The following is a 26,929-nucleotide window of genomic DNA, read 5'->3' as shown; positions in this document are numbered from 1 at the left end:
ATTCTGGTAACAAAAATACTAATATATTATATGCTAAAATCTTTCGTATGTACAACTTTCATCAATTAAAAGCCAATTAACTTAAAGAAAAGAGAAAAATTATGAGTTCTGCTGTATTGAAATTATCGAAAACTGAAATCAAAAAGCTGAAAAACTATTATGCTGACTATCTTTTAAATAAGAAAGTTCCTTACAGTGAATTCTCAGCTAAGAAAAACGGTATCAGTATTACCGCCTATACCTCTGGAAAGGTCTTATTCCAAGGAAACAATGCTGAACAAGAAGCTGCTCGCTGGGGAAAAACGGATTCCTCAGAAGCTAAAAAAAGTAATAGTCTACCCCAAAATTTTGCCTCACTCGCTGTTCTCGGCAGTGACGAAGTTGGAAATGGCAGTTACTTCGGGCCGTTGTGTGTTTGTGCCGCCTATGCTGACAAAGAGCATCTTGACGCTCTGAAACGCCTAGGAGTAAAAGACTCAAAAATGCTTACTGACGATCAAATTCGAAAAATGGCAACAGCGATCAAAGAACTGATTCCTTATCGTTTATTAGTCGTTAATCCGGAAAAATATAATGAAATTCAACCGAAATACAATGCTGTTCGAATGAAAGTCGCATTGCATAATCAAGCAATCCGTTTACTGTTGGATCAGATTGCACCAACAAAACCTGAAGCGATCCTAATTGATCAATTCACTTCTGAAGCTAATTATATGAAGTATGTTAAGCAAGAAACGCAGCGAGTGGATCAAAAAATCTATTTTGTTACTAAAGGAGAACAATATCATCTTTCTGTTGCAGCAGCTTCTATTATTAGTCGGGCAAGTTTTCTTGAGGAACTGGACAAAGCTTCATTAGAATTAGGGACAAAAGTTCCTTCTGGTGCAGGCAAACCCTCGGATGAACTTGCCGCTAAGCTATTGCGACAGGGTGGAATGGATTTATTGCGGAAATTTGCAAAGCTCCATTTTGCCAATACAGAAAAAGCAAAAAAATTGATATAAAGAACTGCCTCGCCAGAATTTCCATTCAATTTGGCGAGGCAGCTACTATTCTAAACTTCTGTTCCAGCCAATAATACCTGTTGAACATTTCGTAATGCCTCAATATCTGTGGTTGCATCTCCGTCTACAACAAGTATATCTGCTTGTAATCCTGCTTTCAATTCACCTGTAATCTCAGACAAATCGAATACTCTTGCAGGATTTTGTGTAGCTGTTTGAATTGCCTCGATTGGTGTTAGTCCATATTTTACCATTAACTCCAACTCTTCCACGATTGGAACACTCGGTGCCTCCAACATTACCATATCAGTTCCAGCAAGAATCGTTACACCCTCATCATAAATTGCTTTGAAGTTTTCTGAATACGCTTGTACCGAGCTTTCAAAGAAGTCTAAGTGATGGGAATAGGTTTCAGTTGACTGATTCGAATGATCCACCCCAACTTCTTGAACCTTTTGATTATACTCTGCCAAAAAATGATAAGCATACATCGTAGGCGTCCATGATTGCTGATTTTCCACCATTTGCTTAGCTTGTTCGACAGTCAAAAAGTTCCCGTGCTCAATCGTATCAAATCCAGCATCAATACACATTTGAATACCTGGCTGTGTTCCTGAATGAACCACACATTTCATTCCAAGGCGATGTGCTTCCTCGACACCTGAATTCAACTCTTCTTGAGTAAACTCGCAAATATCATCGCGATTTGTCGTCAATAGCTTAATCCAATCTGCTCCATCTTTCTTTTGACGGCGAATTGTGTGGCGAATATTTTCCGCACCATCAACCTCTTCAATCCCATCTTCGTGCCCATGTCCACCAGTGATACAAATTCCTCGATCTGTGTGTAGGATGCGTGGGGCTTTCACGAATCCTTTTTCAGCTGCTAGTCGCAATGTTTCTAACAGAAATTGCGGCCCACAACAATCACGAATCGTCGTTACGCCTTTGGCTAAACAAGTTTCGGCTTGTTTTTGTGCATAGTAAGCAATCATAAAATCATTGTAGCGGTGCAGATCAGGTTGTGTCCAATAATAACCAAGATGGATATGAGCATCCATCAATCCAGGGAGAATTGTACCACTACCATAATCACGAACCTCTGCCTGTGGAAAATCCGCTAAAAGCTTATCTGCTTTTCCTACCGCTAAAATTGTGTCCTCATCATAAACAACTCCACCATCTTCAATAATGGTCTTTCCATCGCCAGTAATTACTTTCTGAGCCTTTAATAAAATCATCCTTATGTCCCCTCCAATTATGAAACGTTTTCACTCTATTAGTTTAACAAAAGAACCGACAAAATTGATAGCCAATTTTGTCGGTCCAAACAAATAATTTTATTTCTCTAAATAGTACTCTGGTAAGCAGAAGCCATATTCTGTTTCGAACAATTTTCCAATTTGCAACAACAAGTCTTCACGGCCTCGTGCTGCCATAAATTGGATACCTAAAGGCAACCTTTTTTCAGTTAAATAGGTAGGAAGGCTGATAGCCGGTTGTCCTGTCAGATTTGCCAATTGGGTATAGGGTGTGATTTCAAGGCTTTTCTCAAACATCTGATCAATTAATTGGTGTAGCTCATTTTCTGATAAATTTGCTGATATTTCCAACGCATCCCGGATCTCAGGGCTTTGTAAATCGTCATTTATTTTCGGAGCTGTCGTTGCTACTGTAGGAGTTAGTAATAAATCATATTCAGTAAATAATTGCTCCATTATAAAAGCTGCTCGATCCCATACATTCAGAGCATGAATAAAGCGACTAGCAGGAATTTTTTTACCATATTGGTAAATTCCCCATGTCATAAGCTCCATGTCATTTCTTTCAACCGGACGTCTTAACCCTTGCTCGATTCCAGCAAACATGGCTGCTGTCTCGGCACCGTTCATCATATAATAACTAGTTATTAGTTCTTTTCCGTCTATAGGATAGGAAATCATCTCGACCTGATGACCTTGTTTTAGTAAAAAATCATGTGCTTTTTCGACTGCGCTGGCGGCCTCAGGTGATACATTTGAATTAATTGGAGAATCAATAATCACCGCAATTTTTAGTTTCTTTTTTTGGGAAGCCTGTTCATGTCTCCATGCTTTTTCAGGAGCCTGATACGGTGCTGCACTATCAATTCCACGCATTCCATAAAAAAGTTTTTCCGTGTCCCGCATCGAAACCGTTAATGCGAAATCGATCGCCGCTCCTTGCCACCCGCGCCAACCACTTGGTCCTACCGGCATAGTTCCACGAGTCGGTTTCAAACCAATCAGGCCGCAAAAAGAAGCTGGAATACGAATTGAGCCGCCCCCATCACTAGCTCCTGCTATTGGAACAATGCCAGAAGCAACGGCACTGGCCGCACCACCACTTGATCCACCAGAGTAACAATCTAGATTCCATGGATTTCTAGCTGGACCATAAAGCTCAGCATCAGTGATATTTTTAAAACCAAACTCTGGCGTATTTGTCTGAGCAAACGGCACAAATCCATTTGCTATCAATTCATTGGTGAAATTACTGTTACGACTTGCACGATGTTCTCTCAGTAGCTTAGAACCCGATGTACTTAACCAACCTTTTTTCTCTTGGCCTAACATTTTCAGCGGGATCGGCAAACCGGCGAATGGACGATTTAAGAGCTCCGTATGTTTTTCAAATTCTTCACGCGACTCATGATCCATTATAGTAACAAATGCATTGAGCATTGCGTTTTGCTTACGTACCTTTTCCTCAAAACTCGTTAATAGCTCTTGAAAGCTGATTTCTTTCTTGCGTAATTTTTCTGCCCAGTATAGCCCATCCTTCAAAGCAAACACCTCTTCAGTTTTTTTATTTTATTATCACAAATATTCTTTTAGAACTCCAGCTACAGATGATTATCCTTCACAAAAAAAGCTTGATGATTGAAATTAGTCTATTCAATCATCAGGCTTTCTGAATCTCACTTCTAAACGATTATTTTAAAATTTGTGTACATCTTCTGACCGGATAATCAAATAGTATACTTTTGAAGGGTTAACATATTTCATAGGCCTGAGCTTTTACAATTATTCTTTGATTCTTTCGGCTAAACTCCGCTTTCCCGAAGACCTCATCACTAAGTATGGAGTTAACAAACAAATAATGAACATTAGTAATAACGAGACACTGATTTCTACTATTGGCAAATCAAAGCTAGCATATGTAGCTGATCGTTTTACAATCGAATACAAAGCATAGGTAATGCCTAGGCCAAAAGTCATCACGAGACCTCCAACAATCAATGCATAATAACTCCCTTCAAACATTAAAACCTTATTCGTTTGTTTACGAGTCATACCGATACTTTCCAAAGTTGCGAGTTCTTGTTTTCTTGCCAAAATACTAGTGGTAATAATATTGACGAAATTCAACAAACCAATCAAGGCCAATACTAATGCCAACGTATTTCCCATCATCCTCATTGTGCTAATTTCTTCAACGGCTCGATTTCTCATTTCTGTTTTCGTCATTATTCTATAAGCGGATTGTTCATCAATAAAACGTTGAAATTGTTCAGAGGTCAAATCAGCTGTTTTTTTATTTATGTTAATGTTAGCACTCCATAAACTAGCGTAGGGAGCAATTTTGTCCAGATATTGTCTTGAGACAAACATTGCAGGAGCGCCCCTGGTCTGAAACTCCAAATAGTTGTTAGGTACAAAACCAGCAATTTTAACCTGATGTGGTTGTTTGTCACTTGTAGAAAATTGTATTTCTGGAATATGCGAAAAATCTGCTGGATGATCAGATTGAATATAAGCAATCTCTCCATTTTCAAAAGCCGTTTGATCAAATGATTTTTCATTATTTTTCACTAATAGTTTAGCCAACTCATCGGTATCGATGCTGATTAAGTCTCCTTCAAAGCCGTCTGATTGAATCTGCTTTTGCTCGATTTTTGCATACTTGAAATAGTTATTATAGGAACGAATATATGGGGTAAATTTTTGTTCGTCGTAATTCACTAAAACTGGTTCTGAATAATAAATATCTGCTGAAGTTACATCTTCATTTTTATTTATTAATTGAACTAATTGCTGACTCACCTGTTCCTTCTCTGTTCTTTTTGAATCAGATTCTTTGTTATCGGTATTCGTAGGGCTTGGACTAATCATAATGTCATAGTTCATCTCACTCAAAACAAACTTTTCAAAATCCATACTTTTGACGATGGTATTTACCGCCACAAAAGAGGTGATTCCCAAGGTCATAGAGATAATGACAATCAGAGCGCGTTTTTTATCCCGAAAAATATTCCTCCAAGCCATTAGATAAAGCTTTCCGCCATTTTTTGAACGAATATCTCTTTTTTTTACTTTGGACTCCGTAAAATTGATTGCTAAGATAGGTGAAACCTTTGCAGCATAATTTGCTGGTTTTATCGAACTTAACAGCATGATCATCAGAGCGAACAAACCCGCTCTAAAATAAATTATTGGTTGGGTCGATACCACTACAGCTTCAGAAAAATTTGTAGCCTTCATAACAAAGGGAATCAGTACATGAGAAATACTGAACCCACCGATTAATCCAATCGGAATACCAATAACTGACAAGAGAACAGATTGATAAAAAATGATTTTACGCAATTGTCTTTTTGTTGTCCCCAAAGCTTTTAATAGGCCATAGAAACGAATGTCGTTGGCAATTGAAATATACAAAACATTATAGATTAACAAGCCACCCGAGATTAAAATGATTGCTAAAAACATCCCTATTCCTAAAATCAATGTAGTTACACTTTGTTTAGACTCTTTCAGTGTCGTCTTTATTTCTTGCGTCTCACTAAGCTTCAATTTTTTCGCAAGCTTTTTATTTTGCTGTCCTAGGTTATTGCTATCCTTATACTTGATCGAATACGTTTTACTGCTGGTCGATGAGCTGTATTTTTCTGCAAATTGATCAGATACTAACAAGTAACTAAAATCAACGACTCGAGCAATCACGTATTCTTTGTAATAACCTGACAAAACAAATTCTTTCTTGATGTTTTTTCCATCAATCAAACACGGCAAATAAATTTTCTGTCCTGCTTCTGGTTTTGAAATTCCTAATTCCTTCAACGCCGCCAACGGTGCCATGATTTCATTTTCCTTCTCAGGAAATTTACCAGTGAAATCGTTGATTGCTTCTTTTCTTAGTCCATTCCATTCCGCTTTATCATACCAGTGTAATGCCATTTGTATCTTTGTGTTCTTTAATCGCTGACTATCGACAGCGCCAATTGTTTGCTGTGTACCAACTGTTTCAATCGAAGCGTCTTCTTTTAAAATATCAATCTGCCGTTTCGTCAAATCATTAAGGTTTGCGTCAGCTATCGTTCCTACACGTTGAATTGTTTGTTTATTACTCGCCTCAATGAAACTCATCCCTAGACCAATAACTGATGAAATTAATAACGTTGTCAACACGAGTGCTAACACAACAAAAAAATTACGTCTGCGATTGCTTTTAAAACTATTTAGCCATAAGTTATGAATTGCTTGTCGCTGTTCTTTCATGACCAGTCACCGCCTGTTATCTGCACATCAAAGAGTTTGCCATCCTCGATACGGATTACTCGATCTGCTAGTTGAGCGATTTGATCATTATGAGTGATCATAATAACGGTTTGATTGAACTTCTTTGCTGACTGCTTCAATAAACCAAGAACATCTTGACTGCTTTTGCTATCTAAGTTACCTGTGGGTTCATCTGCCAAAATGATTGCTGGTTTGGCTGCCAATGCACGAGCAATCGCAACTCGCTGCTGCTGTCCCCCCGAAAGCATTGACGGCAAGCGGCTCTCTCTGCCTTTTAAACCTAATGTTCTGATTACCTCATCGACAAAGGGTTCATCTACTGTATTCCCATCTAATTGGATGGGCAATACGATATTTTCATAAACACTTAGAATTGGCACTAAATTATATTGTTGAAAAACAAAGCCAACATTTCTACGTCTGAAAATCGTCAATTCTTCTTCGCTTAAATGCTCCAATTGCTTTCCGGAAATTTCAATTTTTCCAGACGTTGGTCGATCTAAACCTCCCAAAAGATTTAATAATGTACTTTTTCCAGATCCAGAAGTTCCAACAATCGTTACAAATTCATTGTCTTCAATCGTTAAGTTTACATCATCGACTGCGTGAACCAGATTTTCCCCTTCACCATAAGTTTTTGTTAGATGATTCGTTTTAACTACGTTCATACCAACAACCTCCCTTCTTGATACTCTTACTATAGCAAGGGACTCTTACAGTAAAATGTCAGTCACTGCAAACAAATCTGTCAGTTCTGTAAGAATAGAGAAATCGTTGTCTGTTCTGCTTGAGAATCCGCCAACACATAGCCTCCTTGTGCCTCGCAAATCAATTTTGTTAAGTAAAGTCCAATCCCAAACCCTTCGATCGTATTTCGATACTGAGAACCACGATAGTATTTTGTAAACAACATAGGTAATTCTTCTCTAGAAATAGTTTTCCCGCAATTTTTGATTGAAATTCTTGTATAAGAAATTAGACGATCGACCGATATCTCTATTTGTGAACCTTCATAAGCATATTTCAAGGCATTTTCCAATACATTCCCAATTGCTTCACGAGTCCATTTTATATCATGAGTAATTTCAACGTCAGCGCCTTTTACCACAAAACGACCTTGCTGATCTGATGTCCCGCTGCTTTGAAGAATTGCTTGTTGTATTGTCTCACTAAGGTTTTGGCGCACTTTTGTTAACTCCATCGATTCTGTTTCGAATTTTGACATATGTAAAAATTCTTCCACCAACCAATTTAGACGTTGAGAGTCAAAAGACAAGCGTCTCAAGAATTCTTGCGACTCACCTACTGGTAATTGTTTATTTTGCAATAGTTCTGTGAACATCAACATGCTAGTGATGGGCGTCCGCATTTGATGAGCAGCATCAACCATTAATTCTTGAACACGCTGCTTCTCGCGCGCAGCTGTTTCTTGATAAAGTTGATTTGCTTCTGCGATCCGCAATATTTTGAAAATCAACTTGCTTTCTTGCCCTTCTTGATAAGAATCAGCGTTTCTCGGAAAATCCCCCTTTAGAACTATATCTAAAACTTCTTCAATAGTAGATAATTCCTTTTCATGCTGCTTTCGCATTTGGAAGAAAAAAATCAATAATACGCATATAAAAAATAAAACTGTTATGCTATAGAGCACCCTTAATCACTCCCTTCGTTTCCAGAGGTATCCCACACCTCGAACTGTTTCAATATATTTTGGTTTTTTTGGATTCTCTTCAAGCTTCACTCTAATCCTGCGAATATTAACCGATAGCGCATTCTCGTCAACAAATTTCCCTTGATCATCCCACAGTGTTTCTAGTAACGCTTCTTTTTCTAAAACAATCCCAGCATTTTTCATCAAATAATTAATCAAACGGAATTCTGTTGAACTCATTGGGATTTCTTGATCGTTTTTGAACAACCGGTGGGTATCCAAATCAAGTGTAAAAGGTGGCAATTCAATCTTCTTTGCCTGAGCCTCTTGTTTTTTGAAAACCAAAGCAACCTTTGCCTTTAAAATGGCTAACGAAAACGGCTTCGTCAAATAGTCATCCCCACCGATCGAGAGCCCTGTGAGAATATCGGATTCTAAATCATGAGCAGTTAGGAAAAAGATTGGAACTGTCGAAAATTTCCGAATTTCCTGACATAACTCAAAACCATTCCCATCAGGTAAAGTGACATCTAAAATAATTAAATCTGGCGAACCCTTTCTTATCCTCTCGATTGCACCTTGAACACGATTAATTACTGTAACTTCATATCCTTCTTGTTCTAAGTAAAAGGAGATTCCTCGACGAAGATTTTCATCATCTTCAATTAAAATAATTTTCTTTTTCATTCTATGATCCTCTTCATATGATTTATTTACATCCTTTATTATCCAATTTCTCAAGTTGATTATCAATGTTATCTGTAACGCACGAAAAAAAAGCAGAGCCGCTTAGGACTCTGCTTAATTAGAGTTACAATTACACTATACATATTTTTGCTGAAAATAATTCTCTAGCCGATGCTGAATATGACCGATCCCAATACAAAGCAACCAATAAATTAATGCCACTAACAGATACATCGATAAATAATCGAAGGTTCGACCGCCAATGATTTTGGCTTTTTGAAAAATATCAGGTACTGTAATCATTGCCGCTAATGAAGTCCCTTTTAACAAGTCCATCGCTACGTTACTCAAAGCTGGAATTGAAATCCGGAAGGCTTGTGGCAAAATGATATAACGCATCGTGGGAAAGAAACGATTTCCTAATGCATAAGCTGCATCCCATTGACCAGCATTTACTCCGGCAATCGACCCGCGATAGATTTCACCAATAAAAGCGCTGCTGGTAAAACTAAAACAAATAATCGCCGCTACTACTGCATTCAGCTGATATGGAAGTCCGAAATAAAGTAAAAACAGTAAAACCAATGCTGGCGTCCCTCTTAAAAAGGATAAATAAAAGCGAACAAATAGTTTTGTTAATCGAAAAGGAACAAATCCTAAGATGGTCATAAGTATGCCTAACAAATTACCAAAGAAAAATGCCACCAAACTAATTCCAATAGTATAGCCTAATCCACTTAATAAAAAAGGAATCGATTCAAACATTAATCTTAAGTCAACTGCCGGTATATACATTAGTCCGCCGAGACCTTTTCGGTTATTTCTTGTTTAGGTTTTGATGAAACATCCGTACCGAAATACTGTTCCGCAATTTTCTTTAGCGTTCCATCCTTTTTCAAATCTGCCAAAGCCGTATTAATTTGCTTTTTTAGTGTTTGATTTTTCTTATTAAAAAGGAAACCTGTGGAATTTGCATTAAAATAGACATCTTCTAGAATCTTTACTGGAATATCTGGTAAAGCCGCCAGAGACATTTTTTGCAAATAATAGTCATTCAGAATTACATCTGTTCGTCCATTAGCCACGTCAGTCAAGTATTGATCATTTGTAGCATTATCGTAAGTCACCGCTTTTGCACCATATTTATCGGCAATTTTCATGTAACTCGTGTTGGGTTCACCAGCAGCTTTTTTACCTTTTAAATCCTTTAAGGAGTGAATTCCAGAATCATCGCTTTTTCGAACTATCATACTATCGAAGGAATATTTAATAGGAGAAGATAATGAAAATTTCTTAGCGCGATCCTTTGACATGCCAAAATCATTCGCCGCAAAATCAGCTTCTCCACGATTAACAGCCGTAACCTGACCGTCGACATTGTATTCTTTAAATTTGATTTTTAAATCTAGTTTCTTTGCAACAGCCTTCGCAACATCTACATCATAGCCAACTAGTTCATTTTCGTCATTGTAATAAGAAGACGGGAAAAGTGTCCCCGACGTAGCAACTATCAGTTCATTTCTATCCTTAACTTTTTTCCAGCTATCATCCCCACTTGACTGTGTGCTCCCACAGGCAGTTAATACAAATCCCGTTGTAATCACCATTAACCCCATCAACCATTTTCTCACTGTTGTCATCTCCACTTCTTTTTTTTATAAGTTAATTAAACGATGCCTCATTTATAACATATAAAAAACACAAGCATATAGAAAAACGCCTATGAAAAACAGTTAATAAGACAGATAAATTTAACTTTACTGTGTAATAGAACAACCTTTAAATAACAACACTTGTTATTTTTTCAGAAGTGATTCAATGAATTTATTCGCCCTTACAAAAATACGTATGTACATAGATTCTTCTCCTTGTTTTAAAATGAACTAAAAAAATAAATGTTCCTATCTCTACCAACGTTGATAGAAATAAGAACATTCGAATTCGTTTTATTGTTTTTTGAGAAAACTTTTATTTGGTCTATCTTGTTTGACTATGAAAATCTATCCTTCTTATTAGCAAAAACTGAATCTGAAGTTTCGAGTTTCTACTAAATCAGTCATGGATAGTGGTTTAAGTTTAAATTCTCTTCGTTAAATTATAAAAGAAAAAGCTTCTTTTACAAGTAACGATTCTCTCTTAAAACAATTTTTTTAATGTCCTCTATCGTTTGAGTACCAGCTAATTGCATCACCATTTCCAGTTCCCTTTTGAAGAAATCAAAGACTTGCTGTACACCAGTAGCTCCACCAAGTGCCAATCCGTAAATCGCAGGTCGACCAATTGCAACTAGATCTGCACCGGAAGCAAGTGCCTTAAAGACATGCTGACCACGTCGGACGCCGCTATCAAAAACAATTGGCGCTCTTCCTGCCACTGCATCGGCAACATATTGTAACGAATCAAAGGAGGCTGGCCCACCGTCTAATTGACGTCCGCCATGGTTGGAGACCCAAATTCCTGAAGCTCCCGAACTAAGTGCTCTTTCGACATCTTCTTCGGATTGAACACCTTTGACATAAACCGGAAGATCAGAATAACTTGCAATAAATTCAACATCTTTCGGACTTAGTTTTTGTTTTGATGAGCCATAAACTGCATCCATCGTCTGTCCAATTCCTGATTGATACGCTTGAACAATCGGCATTGCTAAAGGAAAAGTAAAGCCATTGCGTCGATCCGTCTCACGATTACCTCCAACAGTTGCATCGGCAGTCAACACAATTGCTTTCGCTCCATTGCGCTTTGCCATAGATAAAATATCTTGATTGATTCCATTATCCTTACTCATATAAAATTGGAACCATTGCGGGGCATCTTCTCCGCCAGCTTCACGGATTTCTTCCAAAGTACAAGAGGCATAGGAGCTGGCCGTATAAATGGTCCCAAAACGGGCTACACCTTTAGCTGAAGCTCGTTCGGCTGCCACATTCGCCAACCCGTGAGCAGCGACGGGGGCCATAATAATGGGAACAGTTAACTCCTCACCGTCGAACTTCGTCTTTGTATCTGGCAATTCAACATCTCTTAATACGTGAGGGATAATCAGCTTATGATTAAAAGCCCTTTCATTTTCTTGATACGTAAAAATATCTCCTGCACCACTGCTGATATAGCCATAACCACCTTTTGGTATAACCTCTTTCGCAGCTTCTTCTAGATCGTACATATTTATAAAATCGATTGCACCTTCTGCTGTGCTAGCTTGATAAATTTTCTCCATCTGAATTCCTACCTCCAAAGTGATAACGTTTATACAAATAATGTTACGCTTTCCTTTGTTAGGAAACAAATGATTAGCTTGTACAGTCGTTTTGCTGATAATTCATTAAAATAATAATGGAATTCGAATAGAAAATGGCGTTTTCATCATCCAATACTCTTATCATTTCCTCTAGTAAAATCCTAAAATGCTTTCTCAAAGGAATTTAAACTTCCGCTTTTTCATACGTTTGCGACCTAATATGCCTCTTTTACGACATAAATCAAACAGACAGAGTTTTTTGATTTATCATTTAATAAACGAGAATGGTCGATTAGACAATTGGTATTCAACTTTCAAATACATCGTCTTTTAAAGAGAGGAAGGCCTCATGATTAAATCTCTGAAAAATAATTTAGATCATGCGATAACTTTGGGATGTTTATGTTCCATTGCTTCGCTTTGTAGTTATTTAGCAAAAGAGCAATTAAGTTTATTCACATTCATTCATTTTATCTTGCCGACATTTTTTATCGTCAGCCTTTTCTCGTTTATAGTGGAGATGAGACAAAATAAATAAATTCTGTATTATAAAAGCGGAATCCTCATTTATCAGGATTCCGCTTGTTTCTCTATTCTTCTTCTTCAGTCATGAATGTATTGAAGACTTCTTCAATCATATCCCATTCAGCGTCCGTTTCGATTTGTTGTAATTCACCTTCGCTGCCGTCTTCGTTTTCAACGTATGCGTAGGCTTGCAATTCAACATCTTCATCTTCAGGTGCACCCGCTGGATAAAGCAGTACATAATTGCGATTAAATTCTTCTTGACCATCGATTGTCAAAAGAATTTCGTAGAGTGTTTCATTTCCTTCATCATCCACTAAAGTAATTACTTCATGTTCGTGGTCATGATCGTGCTCGTGATCATGGTCATGTGTGTGTTCATGTGCCATATCTATTCCTCTTTTCTAAAGTTTATTGCTCGTTCGATCAAGATAATTTTGTAGAATCATGACCGCAGCAAGTTTGTCGATTACTTTCTTTCTTTTTGATCGCGAGACATCCGCTTGTTCCACCAACATTCGTTCAGCTTGCACTGTCGTTAGTCGTTCGTCCTGGAATTCTACCGGTAAATCAAAAAGTTCTTTGATTTTTTCCGCATAAACCATCGAAGCCTCTGCTCTAGGACCAATCGAATTATTCATGTTTTTAGGGAGCCCTACCACAAACTTAGTCACTTGGTATTCCTTGACCAATTCACCTAAGCGTTCAAAGCCAAACTTCCCTTTTTCTTCATCAATTCGGATGATCTCGACTCCTTGAGCCGTCCAGCCAAATGGATCGCTGACCGCAATTCCGACAGTCTTTGAGCCGACATCTAATCCCATTACTCTCATCGAATATCTATACCATGATCCTTCAAGTAATATTTCACTAAAACTTCCATCACTTCATCGCGCTCGTGACGACGAATCAAGTTTCGTGCATCTTGATAACGAGGAATATACGCAGGATCTCCTGATAATAAATAGCCGACGATTTGGTTGATTGGGTTATAGCCTTTTTCAGCTAAAGCATTGTAGACAATCGTCAGTGTTTCGCTAATCTCTTTTTTACGGTTGTCATCAAAATCAAAACGGACTGTTTCATCTGTGTATCCCATTTTCTCACACCTCTCCTTGGAATTATCAACAATTACATTTTACTAAAAGAAGACAAAACTTACAAATTTTGCAAGTTGCCAATCTCTTGGCTTTAGAAAATCTTCCGAATTATTATAACATTCTTTTGCTAAGATTATATTAGTTTTCTTAAGCATCTTTTTTTCTTTTGATGATAATCCTCGTTATACTGATTAAGTATAGAGTATCCTGTAGTACAACAACGCTTCAATAATAAAGGAGGCAAACTATGTTAAATCGATTTTTTAAATTGCTCGCTTGTATCATTGGTGTAGAATTGATAGGTTCTATATCAGGATTTTTTGCTGGCGATATTCCTGCTGTCTATGCTCAGCTAAATAAGCCCTTTTTGGCACCGCCAGGAAATATCGTTGGAATCATTTGGACAGTACTTTACGCTTTGATCGGTCTAGCGTTATTTCTAGTCATTGACAGCAAAGTACCAAAAAATAAAACACTTGCCTATTTTCTTTTTGGCATCCAACTGGTGCTTAATTTCATTTGGAGTATCATTTTCTTCGGTGGATCACACTTTTGGATCGCATCATTTATCAGTCTTTTCCTTTTGATAACGATTATTTTCAGTATTCGTGAGTTTCGCGCTACATCTAAAGGAGCAGCAATTTGCTTCATTCCTTACCTGATTTGGATCATATATGCAACCTATCTTTCCTTTGGATTAGCCATTTTAAATTAGCTTTTTCGTAGAAGACTTCCGTTTAATCGGGAGTTTTTTACTTTGCAAAGCACTTTACCAAAATCGCTGTTCCTGTAACGCCGTAATCTCCAGCTCCATAAAGAGATTGATAATCTTCCGAAAGAAATTCAGCCATATTTTTGTTTGTGCGCTTGAACCCTGATTTTTCATAGGATTTAATTGCTCGAATATTTTTAGTTGACGGTGCGAGAATTAGAAGTTTAATTGCAAACTGTTGATTTAAATAGTTACTCAAGGTTAGAATCGCATCATTTCCGAAGCCTTTTCCACAATTTGCTTCATCTTTCATCCAGATATCCAGCTCCGCAGAATGCGGTTTCAAATGAAAAGCCGAATAACTAATGAATCCCACAGCTTCTTGATCATTCATAATGATAAAGCCTTGTCCCTTCTCAGGTTGCGTTCCATTAAAATAATATTCCGCATAATAGTCTTCGTAAAACTCTTTAAAAGTCGCAATCTTTTTTTCAGGATAATCCGGCGGTCCGCTATGGGATTTGGTCGTTTCTGATTGAAAGCACCATTCGTATACTCGTTGGCGATCTGTTACAGTCGCTGCCTTCAGCATTATTTTATTTCCTTTTATCATAGATACTTTCCTTTCTACATAAATACTAGCTACTACACATTATACGTTACTACACGAGAATCTGCTTTATTGATTTGACCTCTATCAAACCGTCTTGTTATACTTTTAACCATAGAAAACGATCTAGAAAGGATGCTCTGTTGAAGACCTCGGTTGAAATAATTAACCCCTCACAAGAAGAGAAGGCTAACTTTAAGGTTCATGAAGTGACTGATACGCTGCAAAATGTCTTAACAATACTAGAGGAGAAAAAACTTTTTCTGGTGGGTGAAGAAAGTGGCGCTCATTACAAGATTCCTTTTTCAGATATTCTTTATATCGAAGTAGTTGATAAAAAGAGCTTTATTTATACAAAGGATCTGGTATGTCAAAGTGCCGAAAAGCTCTACCAGCTAGAAGAAAAACTGCTGCCGCACAAGTTTATTCGTGTTGGAAAATCACTGTTACTAAATATTGAAGCCATTAAAGCTGTTTCACCTACTTTCAGTGGACGCTTCGAGGCTACATTGATAAATGAGGAGCGCGTCGCTGTTTCAAGAAAATATGTTCCTGATTTGAAAAAAGGTTTAGGAATGAGGAAACGCCTATGAGGCTAGTGGATTATCTAAAAAGTGTTTTTCGTCTATCTTCTATGATCTTCACCTTGTTAGCCGCCATAAATTTACTTATCAGTAAAGACACACTGTTTGATATCATCGAATACATGCTGGTCGTTTCGGTCATCTCCGGACTTCTGCGTTTTATCATTGAAGACAATGAGAATTACTCAAACCGCCGAATTGTTATAAACCAAGTAATCTATATTGGATTGATTTTAATCCAAATCATAATCGGTGATGTTTTGTACAATTGGGGATTGGGTTTCATTGGATTAATGAAAAATTTTGGTATCACCCTGCTGATTTACGCCTTTATCAAATTCTTTATTTACAGCAACGATAAAAAAGAGGCTAACGAAATAAATGAACTCATCCAACAACAAAATGAAGCAAGTAAAGGAGAATCAGAGTAATCTGGTTCTCCTTTACTCGCTACTGTGCAACAACGATCAATCGTGTACTTTCTTTATCATAGGGGGTTCCTTCATAATCGCCGTAAATTTGAATTTGTTTAAAGCCAGCCTCAGTCAATAATGCACGATACTCGTCATCAAGAATGATTTTATAAACGATGTCATATTGATTATTTTCCATGCGTTTCGGTGAGTGATACAAATCCAATACATGAATCGTCTGAAATTGATCATCTTGTTCCTTTACAAAGATACGAGAAAAATCTTCACGATTAACAACCACCTCTATTGGCGGCAGCGTCAAATTACGATGCGTCGTACCCTGAGTTAAAACCAATAATCCACCATCCTTAAGACGAGCCTTCATGGATTTTAGAGCTGTGATCAAGTCTATCTCCGTGTGTAAGTGTGGTAATGCGGTCGTTAGGCAGACAATTGCATCGAACTTGTCTTTGTATATCTCTTCTAAAAATCGAAAATCGCATTGATGCAATGGTATTTCTTTTCCTCTTTCTGATAGGTTCTTTTCAGCCACCTCCAACATCGCTTGGGAATAATCTGAACCTACTACCTTTACCCCTAATTCAGACATCATATAAAGATGCTGCCCTGTTCCGCAGGCACAATCTAAAACACTCTCGACCTGATGCTTCGCAAAAAGAGATTTAAAAAAAGTTTTTTCCGCTCCCAAATAATGATCAATTTCTCCGAACTCATCGTAATCATATGCAAACGTACTATAGTTATCCTTCATCCTCTCACCTCACATATTTATTCCTTTATTATAGCAAATCCCTTACGAAGAACTACTTTCTTATAGAACTTATCTAAATTTTTTGTAGTTTTATTCACCTTAGAAGCAGTTATCGACCACTTAGAGAAATGCCATTGTTTCTGCAAAAATAGTTGATTATAGTGGATTTATCAAGAAGAACAAAAAATGCTGGTTCTTCAAAAATCTGCTAGTAAAAATAAGGCTAATAAATAAAAGGAGCTATTATCATGAAAGAACTTGTAAAAATCATTAATCTAAGCAAGCAATATAACCAACAAGAAGTGCTAAAATCTATTTCATTTTCGATCAAGGAAGGAGAATTATTTTCAATTCTCGGGCCAAATGGTGCTGGAAAATCGACCTTAATCTCTTTAATACTCGGCTTAGCAAAACCTGACAATGGAGAAATCCTGTTTGAAGGAACAAAACTTGATTCGGATTCCATTAAACGCAAATCAATGATTTCCGTGGTCTTTCAAAACAGCATTTTGGATCCAGATTTATCCGTAAAAGAAAATTTATTCCTACGGGCATACTTTTATACAAATAACTGGAAAGAAGCTAAATCTTTAGCCAAACAAAAACTAGAAGATGTTCAAGCAAGCCATTTACTAAACAAACGGTACGGCGTACTATCCGGCGGTGAAAAAAGAAAAGTTGATATTGCACGAGCACTGCTCAATAGACCGTCACTACTATTCTTAGATGAGCCAACGACAGGTCTCGACATCAGCTCTCGAGCTGATATGTGGCAGCTGATTCACAGGTTAAAGGAAAAGTATCATATGACTGTCGTATTGACTACCCATTACATGGAAGAAGCTCGTGACTCAGACAATATTCTGATGTTAGATGCTGGTCAAGTAATGGCATGTGATGCTCCAGACGCATTAAAACAAAATTACCATTGTTTAACATTAGAAGATGTCTTTTTAACAATTATTGAAAAAGGGAGAGAACATTATGAATGCATTAGTTTATAGAGGATTATTATTATTTTTTAAGAACAAACAAGCGGTGATCGGATCATTTATTGGTGCATTGATTATGGTCGTACTATATGTCTTTTTATTAGGTGACAGCATCGTTAGCTCATTGTCAGTCCTTGCTCATCCACGACTAGTTGTCGATGCTTGGATGCTGGCTGGTGTAATCGCAATTGCCTCTGCCAGCTCCACTCTCGGCTCGGTCAGCTTGATGATTCGCGATAAGGAACGAAACGTCTATACGGATTTTATGATTTCACCAATCTCTAAAAGTAAGATCATGCTAGGTTATTTCTTCAGCACCTTCTTGATTTCATTATTAGTCACCCTCGTTGTTATTGTAATTGCTGAAATCTATATTGTGGTTCTTTCAAAAGGCGATTTACTGACTTTGTCACAATTCGGTTTGCTATTTTTCGTTAGTTTGCTTACAGTTTTTTGTTCCTCCGCGTTTATGTTTTTTGTTGCCAGTTTTTTCCGACGTATAGATACTTTTTCCACTATGACTTCTGTGATTGGTCCCCTGATTGGTTTTCTTACCGGATGTTATGTTCCTATCGGAAGTCTACCTGACATGGCGCAAACGGTTGTCCAATATTTCCCATTGACCAGTGGCGTTGTACTGATTCGTCAAATATTAACTGAAAATGTCTTTACCGCTGCGGACAAACCTGCAATGCCTACAATAAAAGAAGAACTAGGAATCATCATGAACGGGCAAAATGATATGATTCTTCCGATCGCTATCTTACTTCTTTCGAGTTGTCTGTTTCTAGTACTTGCTTTGTGGAATGTCAAACGCGTAGAAGTAAAGCGATAATTTATATCTCTAACGGATAATCTTGCTTTCGTTGCAAAAAAACTCTTGAGGATTTCCTCAAGAGTTTTGCGAGTTAGGATTAATAAAGTTCTAAATATTGATCGCGTTCCCATTCTGAGACAGTTTGACGGAAAGCTGCCCATTCCATACGTTTTGCTTCATTGAAGTTCGTATAGATATGACTTCCTAGTGCATCAATCATTGTTTGATCTTCGCGCAATGCTTTAATCGCATTGTGGATTGTAGAAGGCAAATCGTAAATTTCTGCTTCTTTACGTTCTTCTTCAGTCATCACATAGATGTTGCGATCAACTGCTGCCGGTGGAGTCAAGTCATTGCGAATACCATCTAAACCAGCTTCTAATAGAACCGCCATTGTTAGATATGGGTTAGCAGCTGGGTCAACTGAACGTAATTCCAAACGCGTAGACAAGCCGCGAGACTCAGGAATACGAATCAGAGGAGAACGATTACGTCCACTCCAAGCCACATAAACAGGGGCTTCAAAACCAGGAACTAAACGTTTATAAGAGTTAACAATCGGATTACATACTGCCGTGTATGCACGCGCGTGTTTTAAAAGACCTGCTAAGAATTGGTACGCCGTTTTGCTTAACTTCATTGGACCATCTTCGTCATAGAAGACATTGCCTTCATCATTGAATAGTGACATATTGCAGTGCATACCAGAACCATTAATACCATACAGAGGTTTTGGCATAAATGTCGCATGTAGACCATGTTTACGAGCAATCGTTTTAACCACTAACTTGAATGTTTGAATATTGTCACAAGCTTCGATGGCATCTGCATATTTGAAATCAATCTCGTGTTGCCCTGGAGCTACTTCATGGTGAGAAGCTTCTACTTCAAATCCCAAGCTTTCAAGCTCTAAAACGATATCGCGACGGCAATTTTCTCCCAAGTCAGTCGGCGCAAAATCGAAGTAACCACCCTTGTCATTCAAGTCCAATGTAGGATCGCCATTTTCATCCATTTTGAATAGGAAAAATTCTGGTTCAGGTCCTAAGTTAAATGATGTGAAGCCAAATTCTTCCATTCCTTTTAAGACACGTTTTAAGTTTCCACGTGGGTCTCCTGGGAATGGTGTCCCATCTGGGCTATAAATGTCACAGATTAAACGACCAACTTTTCCATGATCACTTTCCCAAGGGAAGATCATCCAAGTAGACAAGTCTGGATATAAATACATATCGCTTTCTTCGATACGTACAAACCCTTCAATTGATGAACCGTCGAACATCATTTTGTTGTCTAAAACTTTTTCCAATTGACTAACGGGTACTTCAACGTTTTTGATTGTTCCAATAACATCAGTAAACATCAGACGTAAAAAGCGGACGTTTTCTTCTTCTACAATTCGTTTGATATCCTCTTTGTTCAGATCTTTTTTCGGCATAATATCTAATCCCTTCCTCGCACTTCATTTTTTTATATTCCACAATCACTACAGCTTAGGCCCTTGTGATTGATATGGATTTTGTTGCTGAAAACCACCTTGAGTCAACATTTCATCATAGAAAATACGACGAACATCTTTATCAGTTAATGGCGGCTTCTCTTTGGCAGCTTTGACTTCTTCTTGACGCATTTGATAGACACGTTTGATCCCTGCCATGTTAAGTCCATCAGATAAATAGTCTTTAATTTCTAGCAGTACATCAATGTCATTTAGAGAATACATCCTACGGTTACCTTCACTTCGTTCTGGGTGAATCAATTCTTGCTCCTCATAGTACCGTATCTGTCTTGCAGTCAAATCTGTTAACTTCATAACTGTACCAATTGGAAAAACAGCAAGCGAACGTCGCAATTCTTTTTCCCGCATAACATCTCCTCCTTGTTTTTTGATGTTGGAAAAAGAATACCATCTGATAGACCAATCGTCAAGGGGTAATGTTAGATTTTCTTACATAGAATTATAGAATGTTCGTTTTTTACAATAAAACCCGATTATACTAGGCTTTTTTGTAGTAAAAAATTTGCTATACTAGGTAAAAAAAGGTGGGAGACAGAGATGCATAAGTTTAACATCGGTGAGTTAGTTCAAATAAAACAAAACTTCCCTCTAGCTAGATACATTGGGATCATCAAAAGCTACTCACTTGAAAGCCGTACGTATTTGATCCGTTTTGATCAGGATTTAGAGTTTTCCTTCTTGGAAGAAGCGTTAGAAAGGAAAAATGTATAAAAAAACCGAAATCGCTAGGATTTCGGTTTTATGATTGATGATAAACTTCATTTACAGCATTGGTTACTGCAACTTTAACATGTTCGAAAGTTAAACCACCCTGTAAGTAAAGTGAATATGGTTCTCTCAACGGACCATCTGCACTCAACTCGATACTTGCCCCTTGGACAAATGTTCCCGCAGCCATGATGATATCATCTTCATAGCCTGCCATATAAGAAGGTATCGGGGCAACATACGCATCAATTGGCGAATATTTTTGGATTGCTTGGCAGAATTGAATCATTTTTTCACGATCACGGAAATCAATTAATTGAATCAAATCTGTTCGTGGTTGATTCCATTTGGGTGTCGATTCTAACTGATATTCAGCTAACAACGCCGAAGAGAAAATCGCCCCTTGAATCGCTTGACTCACGACATGCGGTGCTAAAAAAAAGCCCTGCAGCATATCAAAGACGCTGCCTAACATAGCCCCCCCTTCAGCTCCTACTCCAGGAGTGGTTAAACGATAGGCACATCGTTCAATTAGCGCTTGTTTCCCAGCAATATAACCCCCAGTTTTAGCAATCCCACCACCAGGATTTTTGATCAGTGAACCTGCCATAAGATCCGCGCCAAATTGGGTAGGCTCTAATAACTCCGCAAATTCACCGTAGCAATTATCAACAAAGATTACGATATTTGGCGCAATACTTTTGACAAAATCACACATCTCTTTGATTTTCTCGATGGTAAAGGATGGACGTGAAGCATACCCACGTGAGCGTTGAATCGCGATCACCTTCGTTTTGTCAGTAATTTTTTCCTTTACACTGGCAAAATTGACATTTCCATCTTCCAAAAGATCTACCTTGTCGTAACCAATATTGTACTCCCTGAACGATCCGATGCCATTGCCTTGAACCCCTATAACCTCTAATAATGTGTCATAAGGAGTTCCCGTGATATACAATAAATCATCACCAGGACGCAAAACACCAAATAGCGAGGTCGCAATTGCGTGGGTTCCCGAAACAATTTGAGGACGAACTAAGGCAGCTTCAGTACCAAATGTCTGCGCATAAACAGCCTCCAAAACGTCTCGCCCCTGATCATCATTTCCATAACCAGTTGATGGCAGAAAATGACTTTCCGATACATGATTCTCACGAAAAGCCGTTAATACTTTTGCCTGATTCGACAAAGCAACTTCTCGTACTTCCTGTAGCCGTCCGGCAATTTTTTGATCGATTTGATCGATTTTTTCAACCAGCTCTGGTGCTAGCTTAGTCGTCCAGTTCATCTTCCATTCTCCTAAACCAAAGAGATTTTTTCTTCGCAAATCCCCGAATGATATACTGCTCATTTTCTTCGTCAAAGTTTTCACTTAGAACAAGAGTCTCTCGTTTCATTTCGCTTAAAGCTTGCCCCTCATCTGCATTCAAAGTCAGAATATAGGGTTCCAGTAGATTCATAATCTCTCGTTTGATCGCCTCGGCTAATAGTTCCTTGCCTTTGTTAGTCTTTGCAGAAATCAAGACACTTGGGAATAAAGTCGGTGCAAAAGAAAATTCATCGATTCGATCAGCCTTGTTGTATATCGTCAGCATAGGAATATCATCCATTTCAAGTTCTTTCAATAAATCAATCACTGTCTTTTCCTGCTGCTGTCGATCTTCCGCACTGGCGTCTACAATATGCAATAGTAGATCCATCCCCTTGCTTTCTTCTAACGTTGATTGGAAAGCATCGACTAATTGCGTTGGTAAATCCTGAATAAATCCTACTGTATCTGTGATTGTTGTCTCCATCCCTTGAGGCAAATGCCAACGCTTCGTTAACGGATCTAAGGTCGCAAATAACTGATCTTCAGAATACGTATCCGCATTCGTCAACAAATTTAAAATAGTTGATTTACCGGCATTTGTATAACCGATCAAGCCCATCTGGAAAATACTGGATTGTTGACGTTTTTGACGACTCCGTTCACGATGTGCCTCGACCTCTTTTAACTCTTTTTTTATCGCAGTAATACGCCGGCGAATATGACGACGATCTGTTTCTAATTTTGTTTCCCCGGGTCCACGTGTACCAATCCCGCCACCAAGACGAGACAAGCTTTGCCCCTGTCCAACCAATCGCGGTAACAGATAGTCTAGCTGCGCTAGTTCAACTTGCAATTTCCCCTCTTTGGAACGCGCACGCTGAGCGAAGATATCTAAAATGAGTTGAATACGATCAATTACTGGTACGCCCACCTGTGCTTCGATTGTTTGACTCTGCCTAGGTGATAAGGAGTGATTGAAAATCACTAACTCAGCTTCATGTGCATCTACTAGCTGCGCCAGCTCCTCCAATTTCCCTTTCCCAATGATTGTTTGCCGATCTACTTTAGGACGCTTTTGAGTTAATGAAAAAACTATTTCGCCATGAGCCGTTTTGGTTAGTCCGGCCAACTCATGCATTGATTCTAAATAATTATATTTACTCTCGTCTGTCTCGACGCCGACTAAAATGACTCTTTCTGACAATCCGTTTCCTCCTATTTAGTAATACGATATTTTTCAAAATGAAAAAATTCTAGTTCCTAATGCATTTTATGAATCAATTCTACGCTACTTATTCTTCTTCATTTGGAGAAATCTGGCTGCCGTTTGCTAACCAATTAGCGATCTCTGTTTCAATCTCTTCGATTATTTCCGGCTGTTGAATCAAATCATACCAATGAACGGACATACGGTTGCGAAACCAAGTCAGTTGGCGCTTAGCATAACGTCTTGAATGCAGCTTTACTTCCTCTAGCGCCGCTTCCAGTGAAGAGCCGCCAGAAAAATAAGGAAAAAACTCCTTATAGCCAATCCCCTGCGCAGCTTGAACAGTTGGATTTTTTGCCAAATTCTTAGCTTCTTCCAGCAACCCTTGTTCTACCATGAGATCCACACGTTGGTTGATCCGTTGATACAAAATCGACCGATCCGTATTTAAACCGATCAGAAAACTATCGTAGAGTTCCTTTGGCTGTTCCTTTGGTTCTAAAATAGAATGCCCGGTTAACTCGAAAACCTCTAATGCTCGAATCATCTTCTTACGATTATTGTAATGAATCTTCTCCGCGGCTAGGGGATCGATCCGCTGTAGCTTCTCCCACAACGCCAGATTTCCGTTTTCTTCGGCAAAAGCTTCATAGTTCTTACGAATTGAATCATCTTCTGGATCGCCCTCACTGCCAAGCTTATAATCCCATAGTAAGGACTGGATGTAGAGACCTGTCCCACCAACAATAATTGGTAACTTTCCACGCTGACTAATTTCTTGAATCGCTTCTCTGGCGCTCTTTTGAAAATCCGCCGCTGAGTAGCTTTCGTCAACATCACGTACATCAATCAAATGATGTGGGATTCCTTCCATCTCCTCAGCCGTAACTTTAGCGGTTCCAATATCTAATCCACGATATACCTGCATAGAATCGCCACTGATGATTTCTCCATTAAACTGTTTTGCTAGCTCGATACTTAAACTCGTTTTTCCAACAGCTGTTGGCCCTACAATTGCAATTACCTTCATTGCTTGAACCTGCTTCTCGTTCGAATTGCTTTTTCTGGAAAATCAGTAATGACGCCAGCCAAGTTGTTTTCAAAACACATCATTAACGTTTCATATAAGTTTGGCGTCCAAGGTCGGATCGACTTCTTAAAGTTTTTGACGATCTCAGGATGCTGCTTCACCCAATCAGAACTTGGATGTAACCCTTCAATAAACTCACTGTCCAAAACAATTTGATATTTTTCTAAATCATTTTTTTGAATCAAATCATACTGCGCCTCTGGTTCGTACTCATGCATAATTCTTAATGAATCAACATTAAAGCTTGTATACCAATAAGCAAATGGCCATTCCTTGCTAGTCATAACTTGAGAAATTTTTTCCTCGATTCCTGGATAGTGAAATTTATTAGTCTTAATCTCAATACATAAAAATCCTCGAAACCGCATTTGCAATAGTAAATTCAAAACCTCTTGCAACGTTGATATCTTGGTCGCTTGATATTTTTTGTCGAACCAACTGCCGGCATCTAACTTCTTGATTTCTTCTAATGTTAATTCACGAATCAAACCCTTGCCATCCGTAGTACGATCAACGCTTTCATCATGGATAACTACTAATTGCTGATCCGCCGTTAAATGTACATCCAGCTCAATTCCATCCGCACCTGATCGTACTGCCTCCATGAACGCAGGCAACGTATTCTCTGGATGGGTTCCTGCACTCCCACGATGAGCAATAATTACTGTCATCTAGTATCACCTCGTCCGTAGTCACAAATTATTATAAAAAATAATCCAATTTAAACCTGTTCTCATGTTTTATAAAAAGCTATTGTGCTTTGAAATAACTTAAAGGTTGTTTCGTTGAACGAGATAGCTTTTGTCTTTTCTCGTCTAAAATTTCAATCAATTGTTCAGAAAAAGTTTCCATAACGATCCGACCGCCTTTATAAGTATAGCCGCCAATCTTGACCGTTTCTTCAGGAGATAAAATAACTTTTCGATGCGAAATATTTTTAAAGAACTCCTCAATCAAATAATTTGGTAAGTAAAAATTATTTTGTGCGGTAAAAGAATTCAAGTAAATGAAATCATCAATTGTAATGTAACAATCGTCGAACGAGTTGAATGTCACGTAATCTTGCATCAAAACATTGCGTTTAGATAAAATTTCGTTGATTTTCTTATTCAGAAGATTAATTGTCTCAATTTCTTTGACCTGATGTTCCAACTCTCTTTCACGTTTATGGCGTAAATCAATATACTTAAAAACAAAGAAAACAGCAATCCCAGTGATACCTGCTCCGATCAATACGCCGATTAGTCCAATAAATGCGATTTCCACGTTTTTCCCTCCTGTTTCATAGTAATGGAATTATTTTTTCAAATAAAACCAGTTCTCAGTCCGTATATCTTTCCACCAAAATGTTACTTTCTCGAACATTGGAAAAGTGAAAATGATATCCGCTTCTCTGCGCTATTAATAGTACCATATTTTCATGTTTCTAGGATAGTTTGACCCGTTTAAAAAAACGAAGCCTTCTATTTGACCAAAACTGACCAACGTTGTATACTTTCTTTATGTTTTAGCAATCTAACCTCGTTTGTGCTAAACTAATCTACGAATACTATTTTAAGGAGGATTCACTATGAATTTAGTGCCTACAGTCATTGAACAATCATCTCGTGGCGAACGTGCTTACGACATTTATTCTCGTTTATTGAAAGACCGCATCATTATGTTGAGCGGAGAGGTAAACGATGATATGGCGAACACCATAATCGCCCAATTACTTTTCTTGGATGCCCAAGATTCTGAGAAAGATATTTATCTTTACATTAACTCTCCAGGTGGTAGCGTGTCTGCTGGCTTAGCCATTTTTGATACGATGAATTTTGTTAAAGCCGATGTTCAAACAATTGTACTTGGTATGGCAGCTTCAATGGGAAGCTTCCTATTAACTGCTGGTGCGAAGGGCAAACGTTTTGCTTTACCAAATGCTGAGATCATGATTCACCAGCCTTTAGGTGGTGCGCAAGGTCAAGCGACTGAAATCGAAATTGCTGCTCGCCACATCTTAAAAACTCGCGAACGTTTGAACAATATCTTGGCTGAACGGACTGGACAACCAATCGAAGTCATCGAACGTGATACAGATCGCGACAACTTCATGACTGCCGAAGAAGCAAAGGTTTACGGATTAATCGATGAAGTAATGGAAAACAGTAGTTCATTAAGCTAGACTATTAAGAAATGCTTCATGAACTCGCTCAGCGTATTGCCGATATGCTAGTTCTGCTTAATGAAGTTTAGCAGTAACTGTATGCGTAGCTTACGTAGAAAAGCTAGTTCGTGAAACCGGACATGGATATACCTGCTGTAAGGCAAGTTATTCATATGAAAAGAGAGTGTAATATAAACCGTGTAAGTAACCATTAATCCTAGGTAGGTGGTTGCTTCGCGGTTTTTCTTTTTCTACAATAAGATCAAGAGGTGAGTACACGATGGCTAGAAAGAAAAGAA

Annotated in this window: 29 protein-coding genes; 8 read left to right on the top strand and 21 right to left on the bottom strand. The window is 38.2% G+C overall.

Going from position 1 to position 26,929, the window contains the following annotated elements:
• Window positions 1-101: 101 nt before the first annotated feature.
• A complete protein-coding gene (rnhC, locus tag KQI58_RS17310; protein WP_216410252.1) occupies window positions 102-1,004 on the top strand; it encodes a ribonuclease HIII in 903 nt (300 codons plus the stop codon).
• A gap of 50 nt (window positions 1,005-1,054) precedes the next feature.
• Here the strand turns inward: rnhC and KQI58_RS17305 are convergent, their stop codons facing one another.
• The 12 genes from KQI58_RS17305 to KQI58_RS17250 all read right to left on the bottom strand — a co-directional run bounded on the left by KQI58_RS17305 (window position 1,055) and on the right by KQI58_RS17250 (window position 13,747).
• Complete coding sequence (locus KQI58_RS17305; protein ID WP_216410251.1) at window positions 1,055-2,245, bottom strand: amidohydrolase family protein; 1,191 nt, start codon at window positions 2,243-2,245, stop codon at window positions 1,055-1,057.
• 99 nt (window positions 2,246-2,344) lie between these two features.
• Window positions 2,345-3,808: an amidase gene (locus KQI58_RS17300; RefSeq protein WP_216410250.1), complete on the bottom strand. Its 1,464-nt coding sequence runs from the start codon at window positions 3,806-3,808 to the stop codon at window positions 2,345-2,347.
• Between the two features lie 240 nt (window positions 3,809-4,048).
• Window positions 4,049-6,523, bottom strand: a complete 2,475-nt coding sequence (locus KQI58_RS17295) for an ABC transporter permease (protein ID WP_216410249.1) — start codon at window positions 6,521-6,523, stop codon at window positions 4,049-4,051.
• Window positions 6,520-7,212, bottom strand: a complete 693-nt coding sequence (locus tag KQI58_RS17290) for an ABC transporter ATP-binding protein (protein ID WP_216410248.1) — start codon at window positions 7,210-7,212, stop codon at window positions 6,520-6,522. Before KQI58_RS17290 ends, KQI58_RS17295 begins: the two co-directional genes overlap by 4 nt.
• Window positions 7,213-7,292: 80 nt before the next feature.
• The gene (locus KQI58_RS17285; RefSeq protein WP_216410247.1) at window positions 7,293-8,195 is read right to left on the bottom strand and encodes a sensor histidine kinase; all 903 of its coding nucleotides are present in this window, start codon (window positions 8,193-8,195) and stop codon (window positions 7,293-7,295) included.
• Between the two features lie 6 nt (window positions 8,196-8,201).
• Window positions 8,202-8,882 carry a response regulator transcription factor gene (locus KQI58_RS17280; protein ID WP_216410246.1) on the bottom strand — a complete coding sequence of 227 codons (681 nt, stop codon included), beginning with the start codon at window positions 8,880-8,882 and terminating at the stop codon, window positions 8,202-8,204.
• 135 nt (window positions 8,883-9,017) lie between these two features.
• On the bottom strand, window positions 9,018-9,677 hold the full coding sequence (locus tag KQI58_RS17275) for an amino acid ABC transporter permease (protein ID WP_216410245.1): 660 nt from the start codon (window positions 9,675-9,677) through the stop codon (window positions 9,018-9,020).
• The gene (locus KQI58_RS17270; protein WP_216410244.1) at window positions 9,677-10,513 is read right to left on the bottom strand and encodes a transporter substrate-binding domain-containing protein; all 837 of its coding nucleotides are present in this window, start codon (window positions 10,511-10,513) and stop codon (window positions 9,677-9,679) included. The genes KQI58_RS17275 and KQI58_RS17270 overlap by 1 nt, the downstream gene beginning before the upstream one ends.
• A gap of 485 nt (window positions 10,514-10,998) precedes the next feature.
• Window positions 10,999-12,102 (bottom strand): alpha-hydroxy-acid oxidizing protein, encoded by a 1,104-nt coding sequence (locus KQI58_RS17265; RefSeq protein ID WP_216410243.1) that lies wholly within the window; start codon window positions 12,100-12,102, stop codon window positions 10,999-11,001.
• A 611-nt stretch (window positions 12,103-12,713) separates the two neighbouring features.
• Window positions 12,714-13,037 (bottom strand): DUF1292 domain-containing protein, encoded by a 324-nt coding sequence (locus tag KQI58_RS17260; protein WP_086305741.1) that lies wholly within the window; start codon window positions 13,035-13,037, stop codon window positions 12,714-12,716.
• Between the two features lie 15 nt (window positions 13,038-13,052).
• Window positions 13,053-13,481, bottom strand: coding sequence for a Holliday junction resolvase RuvX (gene ruvX, locus KQI58_RS17255; protein WP_016181985.1), 429 nt, complete (start codon window positions 13,479-13,481; stop codon window positions 13,053-13,055).
• Window positions 13,478-13,747 (bottom strand): IreB family regulatory phosphoprotein, encoded by a 270-nt coding sequence (locus KQI58_RS17250; protein WP_010739601.1) that lies wholly within the window; start codon window positions 13,745-13,747, stop codon window positions 13,478-13,480. The genes ruvX and KQI58_RS17250 overlap by 4 nt, the downstream gene beginning before the upstream one ends.
• 248 nt (window positions 13,748-13,995) lie before the next feature.
• Here KQI58_RS17250 and KQI58_RS17245 point away from each other — a divergent pair, with 248 nt between their 5' ends.
• Entirely contained in the window at window positions 13,996-14,463 is a 468-nt protein-coding gene (locus KQI58_RS17245) for a TspO/MBR family protein (protein ID WP_216410242.1), read from the top strand.
• A 37-nt stretch (window positions 14,464-14,500) separates the two neighbouring features.
• Here the strand turns inward: KQI58_RS17245 and KQI58_RS17240 are convergent, their stop codons facing one another.
• Entirely contained in the window at window positions 14,501-15,073 is a 573-nt protein-coding gene (locus tag KQI58_RS17240) for a GNAT family N-acetyltransferase (protein ID WP_216410241.1), read from the bottom strand.
• A gap of 140 nt (window positions 15,074-15,213) precedes the next feature.
• On the opposite strand from KQI58_RS17240, the gene KQI58_RS17235 reads away from it, so the two are divergent.
• Entirely contained in the window at window positions 15,214-15,663 is a 450-nt protein-coding gene (locus tag KQI58_RS17235) for a LytTR family DNA-binding domain-containing protein (protein ID WP_216410240.1), read from the top strand.
• Entirely contained in the window at window positions 15,660-16,085 is a 426-nt protein-coding gene (locus KQI58_RS17230) for a DUF3021 family protein (protein WP_216410239.1), read from the top strand. The genes KQI58_RS17235 and KQI58_RS17230 overlap by 4 nt, the downstream gene beginning before the upstream one ends.
• A gap of 19 nt (window positions 16,086-16,104) precedes the next feature.
• Here the strand turns inward: KQI58_RS17230 and KQI58_RS17225 are convergent, their stop codons facing one another.
• Window positions 16,105-16,839: a class I SAM-dependent methyltransferase gene (locus KQI58_RS17225; protein WP_216410238.1), complete on the bottom strand. Its 735-nt coding sequence runs from the start codon at window positions 16,837-16,839 to the stop codon at window positions 16,105-16,107.
• A gap of 248 nt (window positions 16,840-17,087) precedes the next feature.
• Here KQI58_RS17225 and KQI58_RS17220 point away from each other — a divergent pair, with 248 nt between their 5' ends.
• Both KQI58_RS17220 and KQI58_RS17215 read left to right on the top strand, forming a co-directional pair.
• Complete coding sequence (locus KQI58_RS17220) at window positions 17,088-17,843, top strand: ABC transporter ATP-binding protein (protein ID WP_216410237.1); 756 nt, start codon at window positions 17,088-17,090, stop codon at window positions 17,841-17,843.
• On the top strand, window positions 17,824-18,666 hold the full coding sequence (locus KQI58_RS17215; protein ID WP_216410236.1) for an ABC transporter permease: 843 nt from the start codon (window positions 17,824-17,826) through the stop codon (window positions 18,664-18,666). The genes KQI58_RS17220 and KQI58_RS17215 overlap by 20 nt, the downstream gene beginning before the upstream one ends.
• Window positions 18,667-18,745: 79 nt before the next feature.
• Here the strand turns inward: KQI58_RS17215 and glnA are convergent, their stop codons facing one another.
• Together glnA and KQI58_RS17205 are read right to left on the bottom strand one after the other, a co-directional pair.
• Window positions 18,746-20,086 (bottom strand): type I glutamate--ammonia ligase, encoded by a 1,341-nt coding sequence (gene glnA / locus KQI58_RS17210; RefSeq protein ID WP_216410235.1) that lies wholly within the window; start codon window positions 20,084-20,086, stop codon window positions 18,746-18,748.
• Window positions 20,087-20,134: 48 nt separating this feature from the next.
• The gene (locus tag KQI58_RS17205) at window positions 20,135-20,515 is read right to left on the bottom strand and encodes a MerR family transcriptional regulator (RefSeq protein WP_010744471.1); all 381 of its coding nucleotides are present in this window, start codon (window positions 20,513-20,515) and stop codon (window positions 20,135-20,137) included.
• A 189-nt stretch (window positions 20,516-20,704) separates the two neighbouring features.
• On the opposite strand from KQI58_RS17205, the gene KQI58_RS17200 reads away from it, so the two are divergent.
• Window positions 20,705-20,878, top strand: coding sequence for a hypothetical protein (locus tag KQI58_RS17200; protein ID WP_216410234.1), 174 nt, complete (start codon window positions 20,705-20,707; stop codon window positions 20,876-20,878).
• 28 nt (window positions 20,879-20,906) lie between these two features.
• Here KQI58_RS17200 and KQI58_RS17195 read toward each other — a convergent pair whose 3' ends face one another.
• The 5 genes from KQI58_RS17195 to KQI58_RS17175 all read right to left on the bottom strand — a co-directional run bounded on the left by KQI58_RS17195 (window position 20,907) and on the right by KQI58_RS17175 (window position 25,750).
• A complete protein-coding gene (locus tag KQI58_RS17195; RefSeq protein ID WP_216410233.1) occupies window positions 20,907-22,163 on the bottom strand; it encodes an aminotransferase class I/II-fold pyridoxal phosphate-dependent enzyme in 1,257 nt (418 codons plus the stop codon).
• Window positions 22,147-23,391, bottom strand: coding sequence for a GTPase HflX (gene hflX, locus KQI58_RS17190; RefSeq protein WP_216410232.1), 1,245 nt, complete (start codon window positions 23,389-23,391; stop codon window positions 22,147-22,149). Before hflX ends, KQI58_RS17195 begins: the two co-directional genes overlap by 17 nt.
• An 88-nt stretch (window positions 23,392-23,479) precedes the next feature.
• Window positions 23,480-24,424 carry a tRNA (adenosine(37)-N6)-dimethylallyltransferase MiaA gene (gene miaA / locus KQI58_RS17185; protein WP_216410231.1) on the bottom strand — a complete coding sequence of 315 codons (945 nt, stop codon included), beginning with the start codon at window positions 24,422-24,424 and terminating at the stop codon, window positions 23,480-23,482.
• Window positions 24,421-25,155 carry a glycerophosphodiester phosphodiesterase gene (locus tag KQI58_RS17180; RefSeq protein ID WP_216410230.1) on the bottom strand — a complete coding sequence of 245 codons (735 nt, stop codon included), beginning with the start codon at window positions 25,153-25,155 and terminating at the stop codon, window positions 24,421-24,423. Before KQI58_RS17180 ends, miaA begins: the two co-directional genes overlap by 4 nt.
• 79 nt (window positions 25,156-25,234) lie before the next feature.
• Entirely contained in the window at window positions 25,235-25,750 is a 516-nt protein-coding gene (locus KQI58_RS17175) for a hypothetical protein (RefSeq protein WP_216410229.1), read from the bottom strand.
• Window positions 25,751-26,054: 304 nt separating this feature from the next.
• Between KQI58_RS17175 and clpP the strand changes: the two genes are divergently transcribed.
• A complete protein-coding gene (gene clpP, locus KQI58_RS17170) occupies window positions 26,055-26,648 on the top strand; it encodes an ATP-dependent Clp endopeptidase proteolytic subunit ClpP (protein ID WP_216410228.1) in 594 nt (197 codons plus the stop codon).
• Window positions 26,649-26,929 lie beyond the last annotated feature (281 nt).

It is taken from the genome of Enterococcus raffinosus, from assembly GCF_018917525.1.
GTDB classification, from domain to species: Bacteria; Bacillota; Bacilli; order Lactobacillales; family Enterococcaceae; genus Enterococcus_A; species Enterococcus_A raffinosus_A.
Note: the sequence above shows the minus strand (reverse complement) of the source record. Positions and strands in the feature narration are given on the sequence as shown.